Source organism: Serratia sp. H1w, assembly GCF_000633355.1.
Taxonomy (GTDB): Bacteria; Pseudomonadota; Gammaproteobacteria; order Enterobacterales; family Enterobacteriaceae; genus Chania.
On sequence record NZ_AYMQ01000057.1, the window covers coordinates 97061 to 115921 of the forward strand.

Consider the following 18861-nt stretch of genomic DNA (forward strand, 5'->3'; position numbering starts at 1 on the left):
AGTGCCCACAGAGTTATTTCCGCCATGCAAGAGCCTGTATTCCGCGTCGGGGAGTGGCTGATCACCCCGGCTGACAATCGCATAAGCCGCAATGGACAACAACGTACGCTGGAACCGCGCCTGATCGATATGTTGCAGTATTTTGCGCAGCATCCAGACGTCGTGCTCAGCCGCGATGAGCTGATTGATAACATCTGGAAGCGCAATATCGTCACCAACCATGTGGTGACCCAGTGCATCTCCGAGCTGCGCAAATATCTGAAGGATGGGGATAAAGACGGCCCGGAATACATCATTACCGTCCCCAAGCGCGGTTATAAACTGACGGCTCCGGTCATGTGGTGCGAAGAGGGAGAAAGCCTGCCGCCGTCAGTGCCGCAGGTGGCCGTCGTAATGCATGAGCCGGAAGATGGCAGTGAAGAAGATACTCCCGCCTATGTACCACCGCGCCCGGCCTCCAAGCCGAAGACCTTGCTACCCGCAGCGGCTGGCCGCTTTTATCAACGTTCTCCCTTCTGGGTGTGGTTGGCTTTCCTGGCGGCTTTGTCTGCCTGCGTGGCCTTTGTCGGCATTGCATCCCTGTCTCAGCGCATTCCCGTTTCTACCATGCCGGTGTTGCTCAACCCACGCGATATCGATATTCGTATTCAGGGCGGTAACAGCTGTAGCAACTGGGCACCGCAACTGTCGTACGTGGTTGGCTTGAGTGAATTGGTCACCGATGCGCTGAATACCTACTCTACGTTCCTGGTACACGATCAGACCAACTACAACTTCACCGGGCCGAGTAGCTCCGGCAAGTCACTGTATATCGAATTCGTCAACCAACGTCATTACCGCGCTCAGCAATGCTTCCTGTCGGTGCGACTGGTGGATAATGCCGACAGCTCCATCATGCTGGATAAGCGCTACTTTATTACCGCCGATAACCAGCTCAAAATTCAGCAGGATTTCCTCACTAGCCTGTCGGCGGCGTTGAAACAGCCTTGGCCGCAACAGCTGGCGCAACGTTTGCAATTGCTGCTGCCGCAGAATGGCCCGGCCTTACAGCGTTTCTATCAGGCACATCAATTGCTGGTACAAGGAGATGCGGACTCACTGATCCGTGCCAGCAGTCAGTTGGAGGCGATAATCAAAGCCTCACCGGACTTCGAGTATGCCGTTGCCGAAAAAGTGCTGGTGGATTTGCTGCGTAATTCTTACCAACCTTTGGATGCGGCTGAACTCGCCCAGCTGCGAGCGGAAATAACCCGCCTGGGGACGTTGCCAGCCCTGGTTGATTCACCGATCTTGCAGCAAATAGCTACCGTCGATGCCCTGTCGCAGGGGAAAACGGATGAGGCTTATCGCGCCATTAATAAAGCTATCGATCTGCAAATGTCATGGTTGAACTATGTGTTATTAGGCAAAGTCTACGAAATGCAGGGCCAAAACCACCAGGCTGCGGATTCTTATATCACCGCCTTTAACCTTCGGCCCGGTGAAAATACGCTGCACTGGATCCGCAATGGCGTATTCCAGACCTCGGTCGCAGCCGTGGTTCCTTATCTGGATAATTACGACACCCAAAAATAGCCTCATTGCCAAGCGGTGAAATAAATACAGCGACACTAAAAGCTTAAGTCAGATGGGAGTCATACAGGTTAGCCGACCGTTGAGCGCAAGGATGCGCGATTGCGAGCCCCCAGGGACGGGTTTACGGCGTGTCGGCGTTCTGCATGACTCCCTCCGGTTACATCACTGATTACAGCTATTTTATAAATTTATCTTATTGTTTTTAGACAATATTTATCTTTTCTTTAGCTCATCCTGCCATCTTGATGTTTTCACCAAAAACCTCCGGTTATCATTTGTCGCACCCTGAGCGTAATTTCACCTTATCTTTAGGACTTTATTTTGGCCTATCGTTAGCATCCTGATTATCAAGTCGGTTCATTAATGTGGCTTCTTTATGAATCGTACTTATAAGCATCGATAATCAGGAGAAACTGACCATGGCTGCATCCAAGAAAATAGGGCTTATTGCCTGCACCGGCGTCGTCGCTGGTAATATGATGGGGAGCGGGATAGCACTATTACCGGCAAACCTGGCAAGTCTGGGATCTATCGCTATTTGGGGATGGGTGATTTCTATCGTCGGCGCCATGTCTCTGGCTTATGTTTACGCCCGCCTGGCGACCAAAAACCCACAGCAAGGTGGGCCAATCGCCTATGCGGGGGAAATCTCCCCGGCGTTTGGTTTCCAGACCGGTGTCCTTTATTACCACGCCAACTGGATCGGTAACCTGGCGATCGGTATTACCGCCGTTTCTTATCTGTCTACTTTCTTCCCCGCACTTAATAACCCGGTACCGGCCGGGATTGCCTGTATCGCCATAGTTTGGGTATTCACCTTTGTGAACCTGCTGGGGGGCACCTGGGTCAGCCGCTTGACCACACTGGGGCTGGTTTTGGTCTTGATCCCGGTCGTGATCACCGCCGTAGCTGGTTGGCACTGGTTTGATGCCGCAACCTATCACGCCAACTGGAATACCTCCGGCACTACCGACAGCCATGCGGTGGTGAAAAGTATCCTGCTATGCCTGTGGGCGTTTATCGGTGTTGAATCTGCGGCCGTCAGTACCGGGATGGTGAAAAATCCCAAACGTACTGTCCCGCTGGCCACCATGCTCGGTACCGGCCTGGCAGGGATTATCTATATCGCTGCGACTCAAGTTATGAGCGGGATGTTCCCGGCCTCTGAGATGGCCGCCAGCGGTGCGCCATTCGCCATCAGTGCTTCCGCTATTATGGGTAACTGGGCGGCCCCGATGGTGTCTGCCTTCACCGCCTTTGCCTGCCTGACTTCGTTGGGTTCCTGGATGATGCTGGTAGGGCAGGCCGGGGTACGTGCGGCTAACGACGGCAACTTCCCGCAAGTGTACGGCGAACTGGATAAAAACGGCATTCCGAAGAAGGGCCTGCTGCTGGCCAGCTGCAAAATGACCGCGCTGATGGTGTTGATCACCGTGATGAACTCCAGCGGTGGCAAGGCTTCCGACCTGTTCGGTGAACTGACCGGTATCGCAGTACTGCTGACCATGCTGCCTTACTTCTACTCCTGCGTGGATCTGATCCGCTTCGAAGGCGTCAACGTACGCAACCTGTTGAGCCTGGTGGCATCGGTACTGGGCTGTGGGTTCTGCTTTATCGCTCTGATGGGCGCCAACTCCTTCGAACTGTCCGGCACCTTTATCGTCAGCCTGATCATCCTGATGTTCTACGCCCGCAAAATGAATACCCGCCAGGTTGCTAAAGCAGCCGCCGCGGTCAACGACAGCACCACGGCCAAAGCGCACTGAGATCGCGTGCTCTGACCCACTGAATTTACCCAGCCTCTTTCTTTCCGACCTGTCAGCCGCGACGGGAAGGGGCCCGCTTTGCCTGGAGAAATGATTATGAACGTTATTGCCATCATGAATCACATGGGTGTCTACTTCAAAGAAGAGCCGATCCGTGAACTGCATAAGGCGCTGGAAAGCCTGGATTTTCGCATCGTCTACCCTAATGACCGTGAAGACTTGTTAAAGCTGATCGAAAACAATGCCCGTCTGTGCGGCGTGATTTTCGACTGGGACAAATATAACCTTGAGCTGTGTGAAGAGATCAGCCAGCTCAATGAATATATGCCGCTGTATGCTTTTGCCAACACCTATTCGACGCTCGATGTCAGCCTCAACGATCTACGTATGCAGGTGCGCTTCTTCGAATACGCGCTGGGGGCAGCAAAAGATATCGCCGCCAAGATCAAACAAAACACCGACGAATATATCGATGCCATCCTGCCACCGCTGACCAAGGCGCTGTTCAAATACGTGCGTGAGGGCAAATATACCTTCTGTACCCCAGGCCATATGGGCGGCACCGCCTTCCAGAAAAGCCCGGTTGGCAGCCTGTTCTACGACTTCTTCGGCCCTAATACCATGAAGTCTGATATCTCCATTTCAGTGTCTGAATTGGGTTCGCTGCTTGATCACTCCGGCCCGCATAAAGAGGCCGAAGAATATATCTCCCGTGTGTTTAATGCCGAACGTAGTTATATGGTGACCAACGGCACCTCCACCGCCAACAAAATTGTCGGAATGTATGCCGCTCCGGCAGGCAGCACCGTGCTGATCGACCGTAACTGCCACAAATCATTGACCCATCTGATGATGATGAGTGACATTACGCCGATCTACTTCCGGCCAACCCGTAATGCCTACGGTATCCTCGGCGGTATCCCGCAGAGCGAGTTCAGCCGCGCCACCATCGCCAAACGCGTAAAAGAGACGCCGAATGCGAGCTGGCCAGCCCACGCGGTGATCACCAACTCCACTTACGACGGCCTGCTGTACAACACTGACTTCATTAAAGAGACCCTGGACGTCAAATCGATCCACTTCGATTCCGCCTGGGTGCCTTACACCAACTTCCATCCAATCTACAAAGGCAAGTGCGGCATGAGCGGTGGCCGGGTTGAAGGCAAGGTGATTTATGAAACCCAGTCGACCCACAAACTGCTGGCGGCGTTCTCGCAGGCCTCAATGATCCACGTTAAAGGTGATATCAACGAAGAGACCTTTAACGAAGCCTACATGATGCACACTACCACCTCGCCGCATTACGGCATTGTGGCGTCCACCGAAACCGCTGCGGCGATGATGAAGGGCAACGCCGGTAAGCGCATGATTAACGGCTCCATCGAGCGTGCCATCAAGTTCCGCAAGGAAATCAAACGGCTGAAAGTGGAGTCCGAAGGCTGGTTCTTTGACGTTTGGCAGCCGGAACATATCGATGAGCCTGAATGCTGGCCGTTGCGTTCTGACAGCGCCTGGCACGGTTTCAAAAACATCGATAACGAACACATGTACCTTGATCCGATCAAGGTGACCATTCTCACTCCGGGGATGAGCAAGGAAGGCGAGATGCAGCCGTTCGGTATCCCGGCCAGCCTGGTTGCCAAATACCTGGACGAACATGGCATCATCGTGGAGAAAACCGGCCCGTACAACCTGCTGTTCCTGTTCAGTATCGGGATCGATAAAACCAAGGCGCTGAGCCTGCTGCGCGCGTTGACCGATTTCAAACGTTCGTTCGACCTGAACCTGCGGGTGAAAAACATGTTGCCATCGCTGTATCAGGAAGCCCCTGAGTTCTATGAAAACATGCGTATTCAGGACCTGGCACAGAACATTCATCGCCTGGTCGAACACCACAACCTGCCGGACCTGATGTACCGCGCTTTTGAAGTGCTGCCAACCATGGTGATGAATCCTTACCATGCTTTCCAGAAAGAGCTGCACGGTGAGGTTGAGGAAGTCTATCTGGAGGATATGGTCGGTAAGGTCAATGCCAATATGATCCTGCCTTATCCTCCTGGCGTGCCGTTGGTGATGCCGGGTGAAATGCTGACCGAAGAAAGCCGCCCAGTATTGGAGTTCCTGCAAATGCTGTGTGAAATCGGCGCGCATTATCCGGGCTTTGAAACCGATATTCACGGGGCCTACCGCCAGCCGGATGGCCGCTACACGGTGAAAGTATTAAAAGCTGAATAATGGCATCACAGGGGAAGGCATCAACGCTTTCCCCTTTGTTATTCTGATGGGAGAACACCATGCAAACACCCTCACAACCGCGCGCTATCTACTATGTCGTCGCGATCCAGATCTGGGAGTATTTTAGTTTTTACGGCATGCGCGCGTTACTGATCCTCTATTTAACCCACCAGTTAGGCTACTCCGATAGCCACGCCATCACTCTTTTCAGCGCTTACGCATCCCTGGTTTATGTCACCCCGATACTTGGGGGGCTGCTGGCCGATCGCCTATTGGGCAACCGTGTGGCGGTGATTGCCGGCGCGGCGTTGATGACCCTGGGCCATATCGTACTGGGATTGGGGGCCGTCTCTGCCAATTCCCTCTATCTGGCTCTGGGGATTATCATCTGCGGCTATGGCCTGTTTAAATCCAATATCAGCTGCCTGCTGGGGGAGCTATATCAGCCGCAGGATCCCCGCCGTGAAGGTGGATTCTCCCTGTTGTATGCCGCAGGGAATGTGGGGTCCATCCTGGCCCCGATCGCCTGTGGGTTGGCCGCTGAACGGTTTGGCTGGCACGTTGGCTTTGCGCTGGCGGGGATTGGGATGTTTGCCGGGCTGATGATTTTCCTGTCGGGGAGCAAGCATTTTCGCCAGACGCGCGGGGTTAATATTCCGCTGTTCCAGGCCAAGACGTTACGCCTGCCGCATTGGTTCTGGCTGGTGGCTGGGATCCTGTGCGCACCGCTGTTTTTCGCGCTGCTGTTTATTCACGATTGGGCCGGGTATTTGCTTGGCGTGGTATGCGCCGCCGCGGTGGTGATCGTGATGGGGATCCTTTGGCGGGTTGATGGCGAGCAACGACGGGAGCTATGGCAAATCATTATTTTGATGCTGTTGGGCACGCTGTTTTGGGCCTTTGCCCAACAAGGGGGCAGTTCGATCAGCCTGTTTATCGATCACTTTGTTGACCGGCAATGGTTCTCGTGGTCGGTGCCAACGGCGCTGTTCCAGTCGGTTAACGCCTTTGCCGTTATGTTGGGCGGCGTGATGCTGGCCTGGCTGGTCCGTGGCAGCCGGGGAGGTGCCCAGACCGTGCGTATCTGGTGCAAGTTCGCCTTTGGCCTGTTCCTGATTGCCGTGGGCTTTATGCTGATGGCATTAAACGCGCGCTGGGGGCAACTGCATGGGCAGGCATCAATGGGGATGATGGTGGCCGGGCTGGCGGTAATGGGCTTTGCCGAGCTGTTTATCGATCCAGTGGCGATGGCTCAAATTACCCGTCTGGACATCCCTGGTGTGACCGGCGTGTTAACCGGCATTTATATGCTGGCGACCGGCTCGGTGGCCAACTACCTGGCGGGCCTGATTGCCAATCAGACGACAGAAAGCCAGCTTGGTGGGGCAATGATCGAGTCTTATGGCAAGGTTTTCACCCAGATTGGCTGGGGGGCAGCAGGTTGCGCTGCCTTGGTTCTGGTGGCTCTGGCGCTGTGGTGGGGCATGACCCGGCGCAATGATAGCGCGGTTAATGCTTGATTGATGGCGGTGGGCTGGTTAACGTGCAGCTATGTAGATGTCATTAAGCCCAATAGATGAAGACCCATCACCTCCTGACAACGATTGCCGACCATCTCGGGGCTGAGCGCCAACTGTTGCTGGCATTCAGTGGCGGCCTGGATTCCAGCGTACTGTTGCACCTGTTGGTACAGTTGCGCCAACAACAGCCGGATATTGTGCTGCGAGCGGTGCATATCCACCACGGCCTGAGCCGTTTTGCCGATAGCTGGGTCGCGCACTGCCGGCAGCAATGTGAACATTGGCAAGTACCGTTGGTCGTGCAGCATGTTGAGCTAGAGGGGCGGCCTGGGGGGATCGAGGCGGCGGCACGTTCGGCGCGTTATGCCGCCTTCGCTGAAACCCTGGCCGCCGATGAAGCCTTGTTAACGGCGCAACATCTTGACGATCAATGTGAAACCTTCTTGCTGGCGCTAAAACGTGGCAGCGGCCCTGCGGGGCTTTCCGCCATGGCTGCGCAAACCCGGTTGGGCGATCATCCGCTGCTGCGCCCGCTGTTGTCGATCTCGCGCCAGCAACTGGAAGTCTACGCACAACAGCACCAACTGCAATGGATCGATGACGACAGCAATCAAGACTCGCGCTTCGATCGTAACTTCCTGCGCCTGAACGTCCTGTCGCTATTGAATCAACGTTGGCCACATTTTGCCGCGGCCACTGCGCGTAGCGCTGAATTATGTGCTGAGCAGGAGCAACTGTTGGATGAGCTGCTGGCCGAGCAGTTGGCCCAGCTGTTGGATCGGCATCATTCACTGGCTATCGCCGAATTGGCTACCTGTTCCGCTGCCAGGCGCTATGCTTTGCTACGGCGTTGGATTGCGCTGTTTGGCGTCACCATGCCTGCGCGTGATGGCTTGCGCCGGCTGTGGCAGGAAGTTGCGCTCAGCCGCGAAGACGCCGAACCGCAGCTGCAACTCGGTGATTACCAAATCCGCCGTTTTCGCCAGCGTTTGTACCTGCTACCGCTGATGGCCGATCTGAGCGACAAACAATTGCCTTGGCCTGATGAGGCGTCACTGGCGTTACCCGATGAGCTAGGTACGCTGTATGTAGGGGACGAAGGTGAGTTTCTGGTGCGGGCACCTCTGGCGCATGAGTCGGTCAGCATACGCTTTAGCGCCAAGGGCAGGGTACGGATTGTTGGCCGCGCCGGTTCACGCCCGATCAAGAAACTGTGGCAAGAGTTGGCTATTCCACCGTGGCAGCGTGAACGTACTCCTCTGCTCTACTATGATGAGCAGTTAATCGCTGCCGTTGGCGTATTTATTACCGAAGAAGGGCAGGCGTCTGCAGGGCAACCGGCCTGGCGGCTTGGCTGGAAAAAAAACAATAACAATCTGCTGTGAGGAACAGGCAATGAAATTTGTGAGCGTAATGGTGGTGATGGCCGGTGTACTGAGCTTTTCCGCAATGGCGGCGGGCGATGCGGCGGCAGGAAAAGATAAGTCGGCCAGTTGCATGGCCTGCCACGGGACGGCAGGCAAGGTTTCGGTGCCAATGTACCCGAACCTGGCCGGGCAGAATGAAATGTATCTGGAACACTCTTTGCAGGCCTACAAGAAAGGGGAGCGCTCTGGCGGACAGGCCGAGGTGATGAAGGCTTATGTCTCGAGTCTGTCGGATGCGGATATTGCCGATCTGGCGGCGTATTACGCCAGCCTGAAACCTTAAATGACGAGGGCAGCCCTTGGGCTGCCCTGTGGAGATGGCGTTACCGCGAAATCAGTCCGACAGACTGACGACCACGGTACCGATTTCCGGATGACTGAAACTGAGGATGTGATCCAGACGCAAGCTGAGAAGGTTACCGGCCTGCTCGACAAGCAGATACTCGACGCCCTTGGTAAATTTCAGTTCGGTGGCCTTGCCTTCGAATTTTTCTCCGTCGCGTAACTCTAGCTTCAGTATATAGTTATGCTGACAGGCGAGTTCCAGGCTTTCATAGTCATCGCAATTGATGGATTGGTACTCATCATTCATCAACATGGTCGCTCACCAATAAGTTAGCGGCGGCAAAGGCCGCCTGTTCCCTAACGGAGGACGGTAGATCGCTATTTGCGGCAACCTCGTCCAATGCCTTCAAGACACATGCTAGTGCATCCGGCACGTAGCCTAGATCTCCACTGCCGATCTGAGCGTAAAAACGTCGTACTAACTCACAGTATTGTTGCACAATGGCCTCCCTTTAGGATCTCTGCATTATCGCCACGCAGGCTGCAATAAGGCACAGACACTCGGGGTTAAATCCTATCTAAAGGACTATAGCACAGGTGTTGGGGAGTTATTAGCACCTCTTTCTGGGCATTAGTCCACTCCTGATGCTCCCCGCGCTGGCTGCGGACTGCCCTGATCAAGTACAATGCGGCCTGTTAATAATGAGGTTACCCATGGCGCTGAAAGCTACAATATATAAAGCCACGCTCAATATCGCTGATATGGATCGTCACTTTTACTTTGATACCACACTCACGCTGGCCCAGCATCCTTCAGAAACCGAACAGCGCATGATGCTGCGCCTGCTGGCCTGGATCTGCCATGCCGACGAACGCCTGGTGTTTACCAAAGGCCTGAGTGCGGAAGACGAGCCGGAAATCTGGCGGCGTAACGATCATAACGGACTGGAAATGTGGATTGAGCTGGGGCTGCCGGATGAGAAGCGGATCAAGAAAGCCTGCAATCAGTCGCCTCGGGTGGTGCTTTACGCCTATGGCGATCGCGCCGGGCATGTCTGGTGGCAGTCTATGCAGAGCAAGGTCGCCAACCATAAGAACCTGAGCATCCGTTTCCTCGATGATGAACAACTGTCCCGCGTGACCGCGCTAGCCAGCCGCAATATGACGCTGCAGGCGACGTTACAGGAAGGCACCATCTGGCTTTCAGACCTTCAGAATAGTCTGGAAATTCAATTTGCCGAATGGCAGCAGGCGCAGGTGTAACCGGTGCTGGAACTGTCAAGAAACGTAGCCATACCGGACAACGAAATAGAATTAACGGCTATCCGCGCCCAGGGTGCGGGTGGGCAGCACGTGAATAAAACCTCAACGGCGATCCATTTGCGCTTTGACATCCGGGCGTCCAGCCTGCCAGAGTATTATAAAGAGCGGTTACTGGGGCTGAATCATCACTTAATCACGGCCGATGGGGTGGTGATTATCAAAGCGCAGGAATATCGCAGCCAGGAATTGAATCGTGAAGCGGCACTGGCTCGGCTGGTGGCGCTGATCCAAAAGGCGATGGTGGTCGAAAAGACGCGCAGGGCCACCAAACCGAGTAAAGGCGCCAAATTACGCCGTCTTGAAGGCAAGGTGCGTAAAGGCGCCACCAAGGCGCTGCGCGGCAAGGTTTTACCTTAGCCGGCGTCGTGGCCTCAACGGATGGACAACAGGAGAATAACTTGAAGCAAATAACCATTGCCCTGTTTTTAGCGGCAGGAGCCCTTTCATTGCTGGGGTGTAACAATCAATACCAGCCAAAAGAACAGCCGCTTCAGCCGATGCAACAGAGCTATCAGGGATTATTGCCTTGTGCCGATTGCACTGGGCTGGATACCACACTGTTCCTCGATCAAGACGGCACCTTTATCTTGCAGGAAACCTACCGTGGTTCAAGAGATGGCGACAGCACCTTTGCCAGCTACGGCAAATGGGCGCGCACGGCGGACAAGCTGGTGCTGACCGAGAGCAACGGTGAAAAACGCTATTTCCATCCGGAAGGCAAGCAATTGAGAATGCTGGATCGCAGCGGGGCACCGATCGTATCCAAGCTTAATTATGTGCTCTCGCCGGTGACGAAATCATTGCCGACAACGCCGATGCCGTTGACCGGGCTGTATACCTATATGGCTGATGCGGCGGTGTTCCAGGATTGTGCCACCGGCAAAACCTTCCCGGTCGCCAATAATATTGCACTGGAGCAGGGCTATCTGAAGGCGCAGCGTGCGCCGGGCGAACCGGTATTCCTGATGCTGAACGGGCATTTCAGCGTGCAACCTTCGATGGAAGAAGGGCAGATGGAAAAAGCGCTGATCCCGGAACCGGGTGGCAAGATTGCCTTTGACAACAACAAGAGCTGCGCGAACTGATTGCCCCTCACCCCAACCCTCTCCCAAAGGGCGAGGGAGCTGGTTCAGCATCGTTGGCAACTGATGTGGTACTGCGTAGGGGCGCCGCATGCTGCGCCCGTGTTAAGTCCAGATGCGGGAGTTAAATTGTGGCACATTCGGTCCCCTCTCCCTTTGGGAGAGGGTTAGGGCACCTGATTTTTAGCTAACGCCCGCGAACGCAAATAAATCCCCGGTTTGATATGGCCAACGTAGACCAATGCCCGGCTTGGTGCCATCGTGGCAAGATCCCCTTCCCGCATATGCAGTAAATCGCCTGGGCTAACCCAGCCTGGGGCGGCCATCGTCAGCGGATGCCCGGCGTTTTCAAACGCGGCAATCACAAACTCCGAACAGAAATAGGACGACTCAGCACCGGTCGGCGTACTCAGCTGGGCTGCGGCCAAGCCTTGGACACATTGCTGGCGGAAATCGGCAGAGAAGGGGTTCAGCGAACACAGCTGTTTGGTCATCATAAAGGGCACCATTTCGGCAATGCCCATATAGTTATAACGGCTGCCAGCCTTTTGGCTGGCGAATTGGCGGATCTGGCCGGCTTGCTCCGCTGTCAGCTCGGGAATACGTAAAGCAAACATCTTGTCGCTATGGGTCAGCGCTTCTTTCAGGCTGATAATCTGCACGCCTTCACCTACCGCTTCAGCAACCTGCCCCTCGCCAATATACACGGCCACGTGGCTGACTGACGAAGTACTCAAGATACGGATCCCGAGTGATTTCAAACCTATGGTTGAGGAGAACAGCAGGTCGCCAGGTTGCAGGTCGGCCTGATTGATGTCGCGCAGGGTTTTGCCGGGGGCTGAGCTTACTGATTGAAACTGGACGTTGACGGGATTAATCGGATGTTTTTCGCGATCTGATAAACCTACGTCCATGGTGCAACCGGTCAACAACAGCGAACACAAGGTAAACAGGCGGGTAGCCGAGGGGCTGCACAGTGGCATACGTTAATCCTTTAACAACAACGTCCATTAACAAGGCCCCCCTTCTGGGGGGCCTTGGCTATCGATCAGCGTTTGATCTGAGCCAGCAGGAAATCAATGATTTCGCCGGTTTTGATCATCTGCTTGTCGCCGCTACGGCGGTTTTTGTACTCAATCTCTTCGCTGTCGAGGTTACGATCGCCGATCACGACGGAGTGAGGTACGCCAATCAGTTCCATATCGGCAAACATCACGCCTGGGCGCTCTTTACGATCGTCCAGGATCACGTCGATGCCGTGTGAACGCAGCGTATTGTAGAGCTCCTCAGCCAGTGCTTGCACGCGGAATGACTTGTGCATGTTCATTGGCAGAATGGCAACCTGGAATGGGGCAATCGCGTCCGGCCAGATAATGCCACGGTCATCGTGATTCTGTTCGATGGCAGCAGCCACCACACGCGTCACGCCGATACCGTAGCAACCCATGGTCAGCACCTGGTTACGGCCATCTTCACCCTGTACGGTCGCTTTCATCGCTTCTGAGTATTTGGTGCCCAGTTGGAAGATGTGACCGACTTCGATACCGCGTTTGATCAGCAGCGTGCCTTTACCGTCTGGGCTGGCATCGCCTTCCACCACGTTACGGATATCGGCGCTCTGTGGCAGCGGCAGATCGCGTTCCCAGTTGATACCAAAGTAGTGTTTGCCATCGATGTTGGCACCGGCGCCAAAGTCGCTCATGGCGGCCACGCTGCGATCGACAACCACTGGGATTGGCAGATTGACCGGGCCCAGAGATCCAGGGCCTGCGCCGACGATGGCACGGATTTCTTCTTCCGTGGCGAAAGTCAGTGGAACCGCGACCTGTGGCAGTTTCTCGGCCTTGATTTCATTCAGTTCGTGATCGCCGCGCACCAGCAGGGCAACCAGCTTGTGGCCACTCTCTTCACGGGCGTGAACCATCAGGGTTTTCACCGTTTTCTCTACCGGCAGTTGGAATTGCTCAACCAGCTCGGCGATGGTTTTGGCGTTAGGCGTGTCGATGATGCGCAGTTCTTCCGTTGCCGCAGCGCGTGGCTGAGCAGGGGCAACCGCTTCGGCCAGCTCGATATTGGCGGCATAGTCGGAACCGGTTGAGAACACGATATCGTCTTCACCGCTTTGCGCCAGCACTTGGAACTCATGCGACGCACTGCCACCGATGGAACCGGTATCGGCCAGCACCGGACGGAAATCCAGGCCCATACGGTTGAAGATCTTGCTGTAGGCCTCGTACATGGCGTCGTAAGTCGTTTGCAAAGATTCCTGAGTAGTATGGAAGGAGTAGGCATCCTTCATCAGGAATTCACGCGAACGCATCACGCCAAAACGTGGGCGAACCTCGTCACGGAACTTGGTCTGGATCTGGAAGAAATTCAGCGGCAACTGCTTGTAAGAGCTGATTTCGTTGCGGATCAGATCGGTGATCACTTCTTCATGCGTCGGACCCAGCACAAACGGGCGATCGCCGCGATCGACAAAGCGCAGCAATTCCGGGCCATACTGCTCCCAACGGCCACTTTCCAGCCAGAGGTCTGCGGGTTGGACAACCGGCATGGAAACTTCGATCGCGTTAGCATTGTTCATTTCTTCGCGAACGATGTTTTCAACCTTCTTCAGAACGCGCAGGCCGGTTGGCAACCAGGTATAAAGACCGGAGGCCAGCTTGCGGATCATCCCGGCGCGTAGCATCAGCTGGTGGCTGATCACTTCGGCATCGGCAGGTGTCTCCTTCAGTGTGGAGAGCAGATATTGGCTAGTACGCATGGTGTTTGGTTCCGTTAGAACTGCAAATTGCATCGGGCTGCCAGGAGCGGCAGCCAAAATTTTCAAAAGTGGCTTAGTTTACCAGCGCAAGCCGGTTGTCAAAAGAGAGCGGACGGAATTTTAACGGGCGTCGAGCGACAACACTTCGGTTTGACTATCAACGATCCGCCAGCGCACGTTGAACTCCAACAACCATACCGCATATTCGCGCCCGCTGGCTTCTTCTTTTCGATAAGCGGGGCGAGGATCTTGCGCCAGCACCTGAGTGACAAAACGGCGTAAATTGGGGTAGCGTCGCAGATGTTGCTGTAGCTGTTGTTCCGCCTGGGGTGAGAAATAGACGGGCATATCCCCGGCCGGAGCCGCCTGGGCAAACCCGGCTCGTGCTGCTGGATGGCTTTCTGCAAACGGCAGATAGGGTTTGATATCGACGACGGGCGTGCCGTCTACCAAATCCAGGCTGCCCAATTCCAGCACCACTTCCCCACCATGAGTGCGTATGCCTTTCAGTTCGATCAGCGACATCCCCAAGGGGTTAGGGCGAAAAGTAGAGCGGGTAGCGAACACCCCCATACGCGCATTTCCCCCCAGACGAGGAGGCCGCACCGTAGGACGCCAGCCGCCTTCCATGGTTTGATGAAAGATAAACATTACCCACAGATGGCTGAATTCGCTGAGGCCACGTACCGCTTCGGCCTGATTGTAAGGCGGCAACAGCAGTAGTTCGCCGCCGCCGTCTTCCACTAGCCCAGGCTGGCGGGGAACCGCGAACTTCTCTTTATAAGGCGAGCGGATGGTACCGATCTGCTCGAAAATAAATTCGGTCATTTGGCTGAGACGTTAAGCGCAGAGCCCTGGCAGATGGCCTGCTGGTAACAGCCGGCGACGCCGCTGACAATCTGACAGTCATGCAGCAACACCGCGTTGGCCTTCATGTAGGAGGCTCGGGTCTGCATACGCTTACGCGCTGTGGTCAGATTCGGCGGGGAGTCCTGAACCGTGGTCTGACAGGATTCGCCTGAAACCTCACCTAAATCGCGGAAAGGCTTACCGACTAACTCTTCGGCACTCTTGTACAGTTTTACCGGAGCCGGACGGGCTGCCGGAGTGGCTTTGACCGGCGCGGGTGCTGCCTTGGTCGTGGTGCTGTTTGTCGTGGATGGGGCTGTGTGCAGCGTAGAGCATCCAGTTAGCGCAAGTGCTAACAAACAGAGAGGTAAAACACGCATTGAGATCCCCTGCCTTGTTATAATAAAAGTGGCGCTATTGAAGCAATCTCTGGCACAAATAACAAGACGGGCCGAAGCCCGTCTTGCAATTATCGGAATAAAATGGCTTAAGAACGATTACCAGCCTTTGACAGCACCACCGTTAAAGATCTTGTTGGCCGCTTCGTTAACTTCGTCAGACTGATAAGCCTGCACGAACTTCTTCACGTTTTCCGCGTCTTTGTTATCTTCACGGGCAACCATGATGTTGACGTAAGGTGAGTCTTTGTCTTCAACAAACAGGCCGTCTTTGGCCGGAGTCAAACCAATCTGGCTGGCATAAGTGGTGTTGATGATGGCCAGCGCGATTTGCTGATCGTCCAGGGAACGTGGCAGCTGTGGCGCTTCCAGCTCAACCAGCTTCAGCTTCTTCGGGTTCTCGGTCACGTCCAGCACGGTCGGCAGCAGGCCAACACCGTCTTTCAGTTTGATCAGACCCTGTTTTTCCAGCAGCAACAGTGAACGGCCCAGGTTGGTTGGATCGTTTGGCAGTGCTACCTGTGAACCTTCTTGCAGCTCATCAATGGATTTGATCTTTTTAGAGTAACCGGCGATCGGGTACACGAAGGTGTTGCCGACTGAAACCAGTTTATAACCACGATCCTTGATCTGCTGATCCAGATAAGGTTTGTGCTGGAAGGCGTTGACGTCGATATCGCCTTTGCTCAAGGCTTCGTTTGGCAGCACGTAGTCGTTGAAGGTCACCAGCTCCACGTCCAGGCCATACTTATCCTTAGCCACTTTTTGTGCCACTTCAGCCACTTGCTGTTCAGCACCGACAATAACGCCCACTTTGATATGGTTTGGATCTTTTTCATCCTGGCCGCAGCCGGCCAGAGCCAGAGTACCGATCAGTGCGCCGATGGTTGCGATGGATTTAAATTTTAACGACATATCCCTTCCTCAATTAGACTCGCATAAGAAATACGCTTTACTCTTTATCCTGCCAGGCAAGCTATCGAGTAGATGTCAGCGCGTTGGTAAAACTATTTGTGGGTAACGGCCTTCACGATACGGTCGCCACCAAACTGGATCAGATACACCAGCACCACCAGTAATATTAATACCGTATTCATCACGGTCGCGTTATAACCAATATAACCATACTGATAACCAATTTGACCTAAGCCACCGGCACCGACGGCACCGCCCATGGCAGAATAGCCCACCAGGGTGATCAGCGTGATGGTGGCGGCATTCACCAAACCCGGCAGCGCTTCAGGCAACAGCACTTTGGTGATGATTTGCATTGGGGTAGCGCCCATCGCACGCGCGGCCTCAACCAGACCTGACGGGATCTCCAACAGGGCGTTTTCTACCATGCGAGCGATGAACGGGGCTGCACCGACGGTAAGTGGCACGATAGCCGCTTGCAAACCGATGGAGGTGCCCACGATCATCCGGGTGAATGGGATCATCCATACCAGCAAGATAATGAAGGGAATGGAACGGAAAATATTCACCAACCCAGACAACACCTTATATACGGTATTGTTGGCAATGATTTGCCCTGGGCGGGTCACATATAACAGTACGCCTACCGGTAAGCCGAGGACAAAGCCAAAGAAGCCGGAGACAAAGGTCATCGTAACGGTTTCCCACACGCCACGGACCATCAACCACATCATTGCCTCAGACATAACCCAGAACCTCTACTTTTACCTGATTTTCTTGTAGGAACTTAATCGTTGCCTGTGCATCTTCATCGGTGCCGTGCAGTTCAGCCAGCATCACGCCAAACTTCACACCGCCAGCGTAATCCATCTGTGCGCTGATAATATTGTTGTTCACGTTAAAGCGACGAGCCGCTTCTGACAGTAAAGGTGCATCGACCGAGCGGCCGGTGAATTCCAGGCGCAACAGCGGTTGGCGCCCACCGGTCCGTTCAGGCACCAGACGCGCGGCATAGTCATCCGGGATGTCCAGATGCAGCGTGGCCTGGATAAACTGCTGTGCCAGCGGCGTCTTGGGATGTGAGAACACTTCACTGACGCTGTCTTTCTCAATCAACTGACCTTGGCTGATCACCGCAACCTGATCGCAGATACGCTTCACCACGTCCATTTCATGGGTGATCAACAGAATGGTCAGCCCCAGACGGCGGTTGATGTCTTTCAGCAGTTCGAGAATAGAACGGGTAGTGGCTGGGTCCAGCGCACTGGTTGCTTCGTCACACAGCAGAACCTTAGGATTGCTGGCCAATGCACGAGCGATGGCGACACGCTGCTTTTGCCCGCCAGACAAATTGGCAGGGTAGGCGTCGTGCTTGTCCGACAGACCAACCAGCTCCAGCAGCTCAACGACGCGTTTTTTGATTTCCGCCCGTGGGGTGCTGTCTAGTTCCAACGGCAGGGCAACGTTGCCGAAGACCGTGCGTGAAGAAAGCAGGTTGAAGTGTTGGAAGATCATGCCAATCTGACGGCGTGCGCGCGTCAGCTCACCTTCAGACAGGGAGGTCAGATCCTGGCCATCAACCAGAACGGTACCTGACGTTGGGCGCTCAAGCATGTTGGCGCAGCGGATCAGCGTACTCTTACCGGCGCCTGAGGCCCCGATAACGCCATAAATCTGTCCGGCAGGAACGTGAAGAGTCACGTCAGAAAGTGCGCTGATGGAGCGCGACCCCTGCTGGAACACTTTGGTGATGTTGGAAAGTTTAATCATATTCTTCTTATTTTTAGCTTGGTTGCCGTGGCTTAATAAACAGAAACCTCGGCTGCAGCCAAGGTCAGGATCAGATGTTAAGGCGTCTAGACGTCCAAGTCAACGTTAACGCTGTTCTTCGTCATTCTCAGTCTCGGCGAAAACATGCGATACTGTGGCGGTTTTCAGGCTTTCAGGAGCATACCGGTGACACAACGCGTTCCAGCAATTTTCTTAGATCGTGACGGCACGATTAATATCGATCATGGCTACGTCCATGAAATAGATGATTTCCAGTTTATCGATGGTGTGATTGACGCCTGCCGTGAACTGAAAAAAATGGGCTTCGCGCTGGTGCTGGTCACCAACCAGTCCGGTATCGCCCGTGGCAAGTTTAGCGAAGACCAGTTTATGCGTCTGACCGAATGGATGGACTGGTCGATGGCCGACCGTGAGGTCGATCTGGACGGCATCTATTTCTGCCCACATCATCCCGATGCAGTAATAGAAGAGTATCGCCAGGTTTGCGATTGCCGCAAACCGCAGCCGGGCATGTTGCTGCAGGCGCAGAAAGAACTGAATATCGATTTGGCGGCTTCTTATATGGTTGGCGACAAAATCGAGGATATGCAGGCGGCTGCGGCGGCAGGAGTAGGCACTAAAGTGTTGGTGCGCACCGGCAAGCCAGTCACTGAAGAAGGTGAGAAAGCGGCGGATTGGGTGCTAAACAGCCTGCAAGAGCTGCCAGCAGCGATTAAAAAGCGGGTTTAAGCAGCATTGTGCATGAATAGTGAGCGGTCAGAATAAAAGTGCATATTAACCCTTGTCATTCTGAACCAGCTCCCTATAATGCGCCTCCATCGACACGGAACATGTGAACAACTTCACACAGTCTCCGGGGTCGCAGAGAAAAAAACCTGAAATTAAGGTTGACTCTGAAAGAGGAAAGCGTAGTATACGCCTCCTCGAG

General features: G+C 54.5%; 19 protein-coding genes. 10 read left to right on the top strand and 9 right to left on the bottom strand.

The genetic code is table 11. The features are described 5' to 3' along the window. The first annotated feature begins 24 nt into the window (after nucleotides 1–24). The 6 genes from cadC (at nucleotide 25) to U869_RS0114665 (ending at nucleotide 8806) form a co-directional block, all read left to right on the top strand. Entirely contained in the window at nucleotides 25–1575 is a 1551-nt protein-coding gene (cadC, locus tag U869_RS0114640) for a lysine decarboxylation/transport transcriptional activator CadC (protein WP_025120894.1), read from the top strand. Nucleotides 1576–1994: 419 nt separating this feature from the next. Beyond that, the gene (cadB, locus tag U869_RS0114645; RefSeq protein WP_025120895.1) at nucleotides 1995–3341 is read left to right on the top strand and encodes a cadaverine/lysine antiporter; all 1347 of its coding nucleotides are present in this window, start codon (nucleotides 1995–1997) and stop codon (nucleotides 3339–3341) included. Nucleotides 3342–3437: 96 nt separating this feature from the next. After that, the gene (gene cadA / locus U869_RS0114650) at nucleotides 3438–5576 is read left to right on the top strand and encodes a lysine decarboxylase CadA (protein WP_025120896.1); all 2139 of its coding nucleotides are present in this window, start codon (nucleotides 3438–3440) and stop codon (nucleotides 5574–5576) included. A gap of 59 nt (nucleotides 5577–5635) precedes the next feature. Continuing rightward, nucleotides 5636–7096: a dipeptide permease DtpD gene (gene dtpD, locus U869_RS0114655; RefSeq protein WP_025120897.1), complete on the top strand. Its 1461-nt coding sequence runs from the start codon at nucleotides 5636–5638 to the stop codon at nucleotides 7094–7096. A gap of 56 nt (nucleotides 7097–7152) precedes the next feature. Further along, a complete protein-coding gene (gene tilS / locus U869_RS0114660) occupies nucleotides 7153–8481 on the top strand; it encodes a tRNA lysidine(34) synthetase TilS (protein WP_025120898.1) in 1329 nt (442 codons plus the stop codon). A 10-nt stretch (nucleotides 8482–8491) separates the two neighbouring features. Beyond that, on the top strand, nucleotides 8492–8806 hold the full coding sequence (locus tag U869_RS0114665) for a cytochrome c (RefSeq protein ID WP_025120899.1): 315 nt from the start codon (nucleotides 8492–8494) through the stop codon (nucleotides 8804–8806). Between the two features lie 51 nt (nucleotides 8807–8857). On the opposite strand, the gene rof is transcribed toward U869_RS0114665, so the two are convergent. Both rof and U869_RS30680 read right to left on the bottom strand, forming a co-directional pair. Then, on the bottom strand, nucleotides 8858–9115 hold the full coding sequence (rof, locus tag U869_RS0114670) for a Rho-binding antiterminator (RefSeq protein WP_232785364.1): 258 nt from the start codon (nucleotides 9113–9115) through the stop codon (nucleotides 8858–8860). Continuing rightward, the gene (locus U869_RS30680) at nucleotides 9108–9308 is read right to left on the bottom strand and encodes a YaeP family protein (RefSeq protein ID WP_071998240.1); all 201 of its coding nucleotides are present in this window, start codon (nucleotides 9306–9308) and stop codon (nucleotides 9108–9110) included. Before U869_RS30680 ends, rof begins: the two co-directional genes overlap by 8 nt. 214 nt (nucleotides 9309–9522) lie before the next feature. Between U869_RS30680 and U869_RS0114675 the strand changes: the two genes are divergently transcribed. The 3 genes from U869_RS0114675 to nlpE are packed head-to-tail and all read left to right on the top strand — an operon-like array spanning nucleotide 9523 to nucleotide 11216. After that, complete coding sequence (locus tag U869_RS0114675) at nucleotides 9523–10071, top strand: YaeQ family protein (protein ID WP_025120901.1); 549 nt, start codon at nucleotides 9523–9525, stop codon at nucleotides 10069–10071. 3 nt (nucleotides 10072–10074) lie between these two features. After that, the gene (arfB, locus tag U869_RS0114680) at nucleotides 10075–10488 is read left to right on the top strand and encodes an alternative ribosome rescue aminoacyl-tRNA hydrolase ArfB (protein WP_025120902.1); all 414 of its coding nucleotides are present in this window, start codon (nucleotides 10075–10077) and stop codon (nucleotides 10486–10488) included. 41 nt (nucleotides 10489–10529) lie between these two features. Further along, nucleotides 10530–11216 carry an envelope stress response activation lipoprotein NlpE gene (gene nlpE / locus U869_RS0114685; protein WP_025120903.1) on the top strand — a complete coding sequence of 229 codons (687 nt, stop codon included), beginning with the start codon at nucleotides 10530–10532 and terminating at the stop codon, nucleotides 11214–11216. A gap of 164 nt (nucleotides 11217–11380) precedes the next feature. Here the strand turns inward: nlpE and U869_RS0114690 are convergent, their stop codons facing one another. The 7 genes from U869_RS0114690 to metN all read right to left on the bottom strand — a co-directional run bounded on the left by U869_RS0114690 (nucleotide 11381) and on the right by metN (nucleotide 17912). After that, a complete protein-coding gene (locus U869_RS0114690; RefSeq protein WP_029987554.1) occupies nucleotides 11381–12196 on the bottom strand; it encodes a YaeF family permuted papain-like enzyme in 816 nt (271 codons plus the stop codon). A gap of 65 nt (nucleotides 12197–12261) precedes the next feature. Then, the gene (gene proS, locus U869_RS0114695) at nucleotides 12262–13980 is read right to left on the bottom strand and encodes a proline--tRNA ligase (protein ID WP_025120905.1); all 1719 of its coding nucleotides are present in this window, start codon (nucleotides 13978–13980) and stop codon (nucleotides 12262–12264) included. A gap of 120 nt (nucleotides 13981–14100) precedes the next feature. Continuing rightward, complete coding sequence (gene tsaA, locus U869_RS0114700; RefSeq protein WP_025120906.1) at nucleotides 14101–14808, bottom strand: tRNA (N6-threonylcarbamoyladenosine(37)-N6)-methyltransferase TrmO; 708 nt, start codon at nucleotides 14806–14808, stop codon at nucleotides 14101–14103. Beyond that, the gene (rcsF, locus tag U869_RS0114705; RefSeq protein ID WP_025120907.1) at nucleotides 14805–15209 is read right to left on the bottom strand and encodes an Rcs stress response system protein RcsF; all 405 of its coding nucleotides are present in this window, start codon (nucleotides 15207–15209) and stop codon (nucleotides 14805–14807) included. The genes tsaA and rcsF overlap by 4 nt, the downstream gene beginning before the upstream one ends. Nucleotides 15210–15326: 117 nt before the next feature. Beyond that, nucleotides 15327–16142: a MetQ/NlpA family lipoprotein gene (locus tag U869_RS0114710; protein WP_025120908.1), complete on the bottom strand. Its 816-nt coding sequence runs from the start codon at nucleotides 16140–16142 to the stop codon at nucleotides 15327–15329. A gap of 92 nt (nucleotides 16143–16234) precedes the next feature. Continuing rightward, a complete protein-coding gene (locus U869_RS0114715) occupies nucleotides 16235–16888 on the bottom strand; it encodes a methionine ABC transporter permease MetI (RefSeq protein ID WP_025120909.1) in 654 nt (217 codons plus the stop codon). Beyond that, nucleotides 16881–17912, bottom strand: coding sequence for a methionine ABC transporter ATP-binding protein MetN (metN, locus tag U869_RS0114720; protein ID WP_025120910.1), 1032 nt, complete (start codon nucleotides 17910–17912; stop codon nucleotides 16881–16883). The genes U869_RS0114715 and metN overlap by 8 nt, the downstream gene beginning before the upstream one ends. Nucleotides 17913–18098: 186 nt before the next feature. On the opposite strand from metN, the gene gmhB reads away from it, so the two are divergent. Beyond that, on the top strand, nucleotides 18099–18662 hold the full coding sequence (gmhB, locus tag U869_RS0114725; protein WP_025120911.1) for a D-glycero-beta-D-manno-heptose 1,7-bisphosphate 7-phosphatase: 564 nt from the start codon (nucleotides 18099–18101) through the stop codon (nucleotides 18660–18662). Nucleotides 18663–18861: the final 199 nt, after the last annotated feature.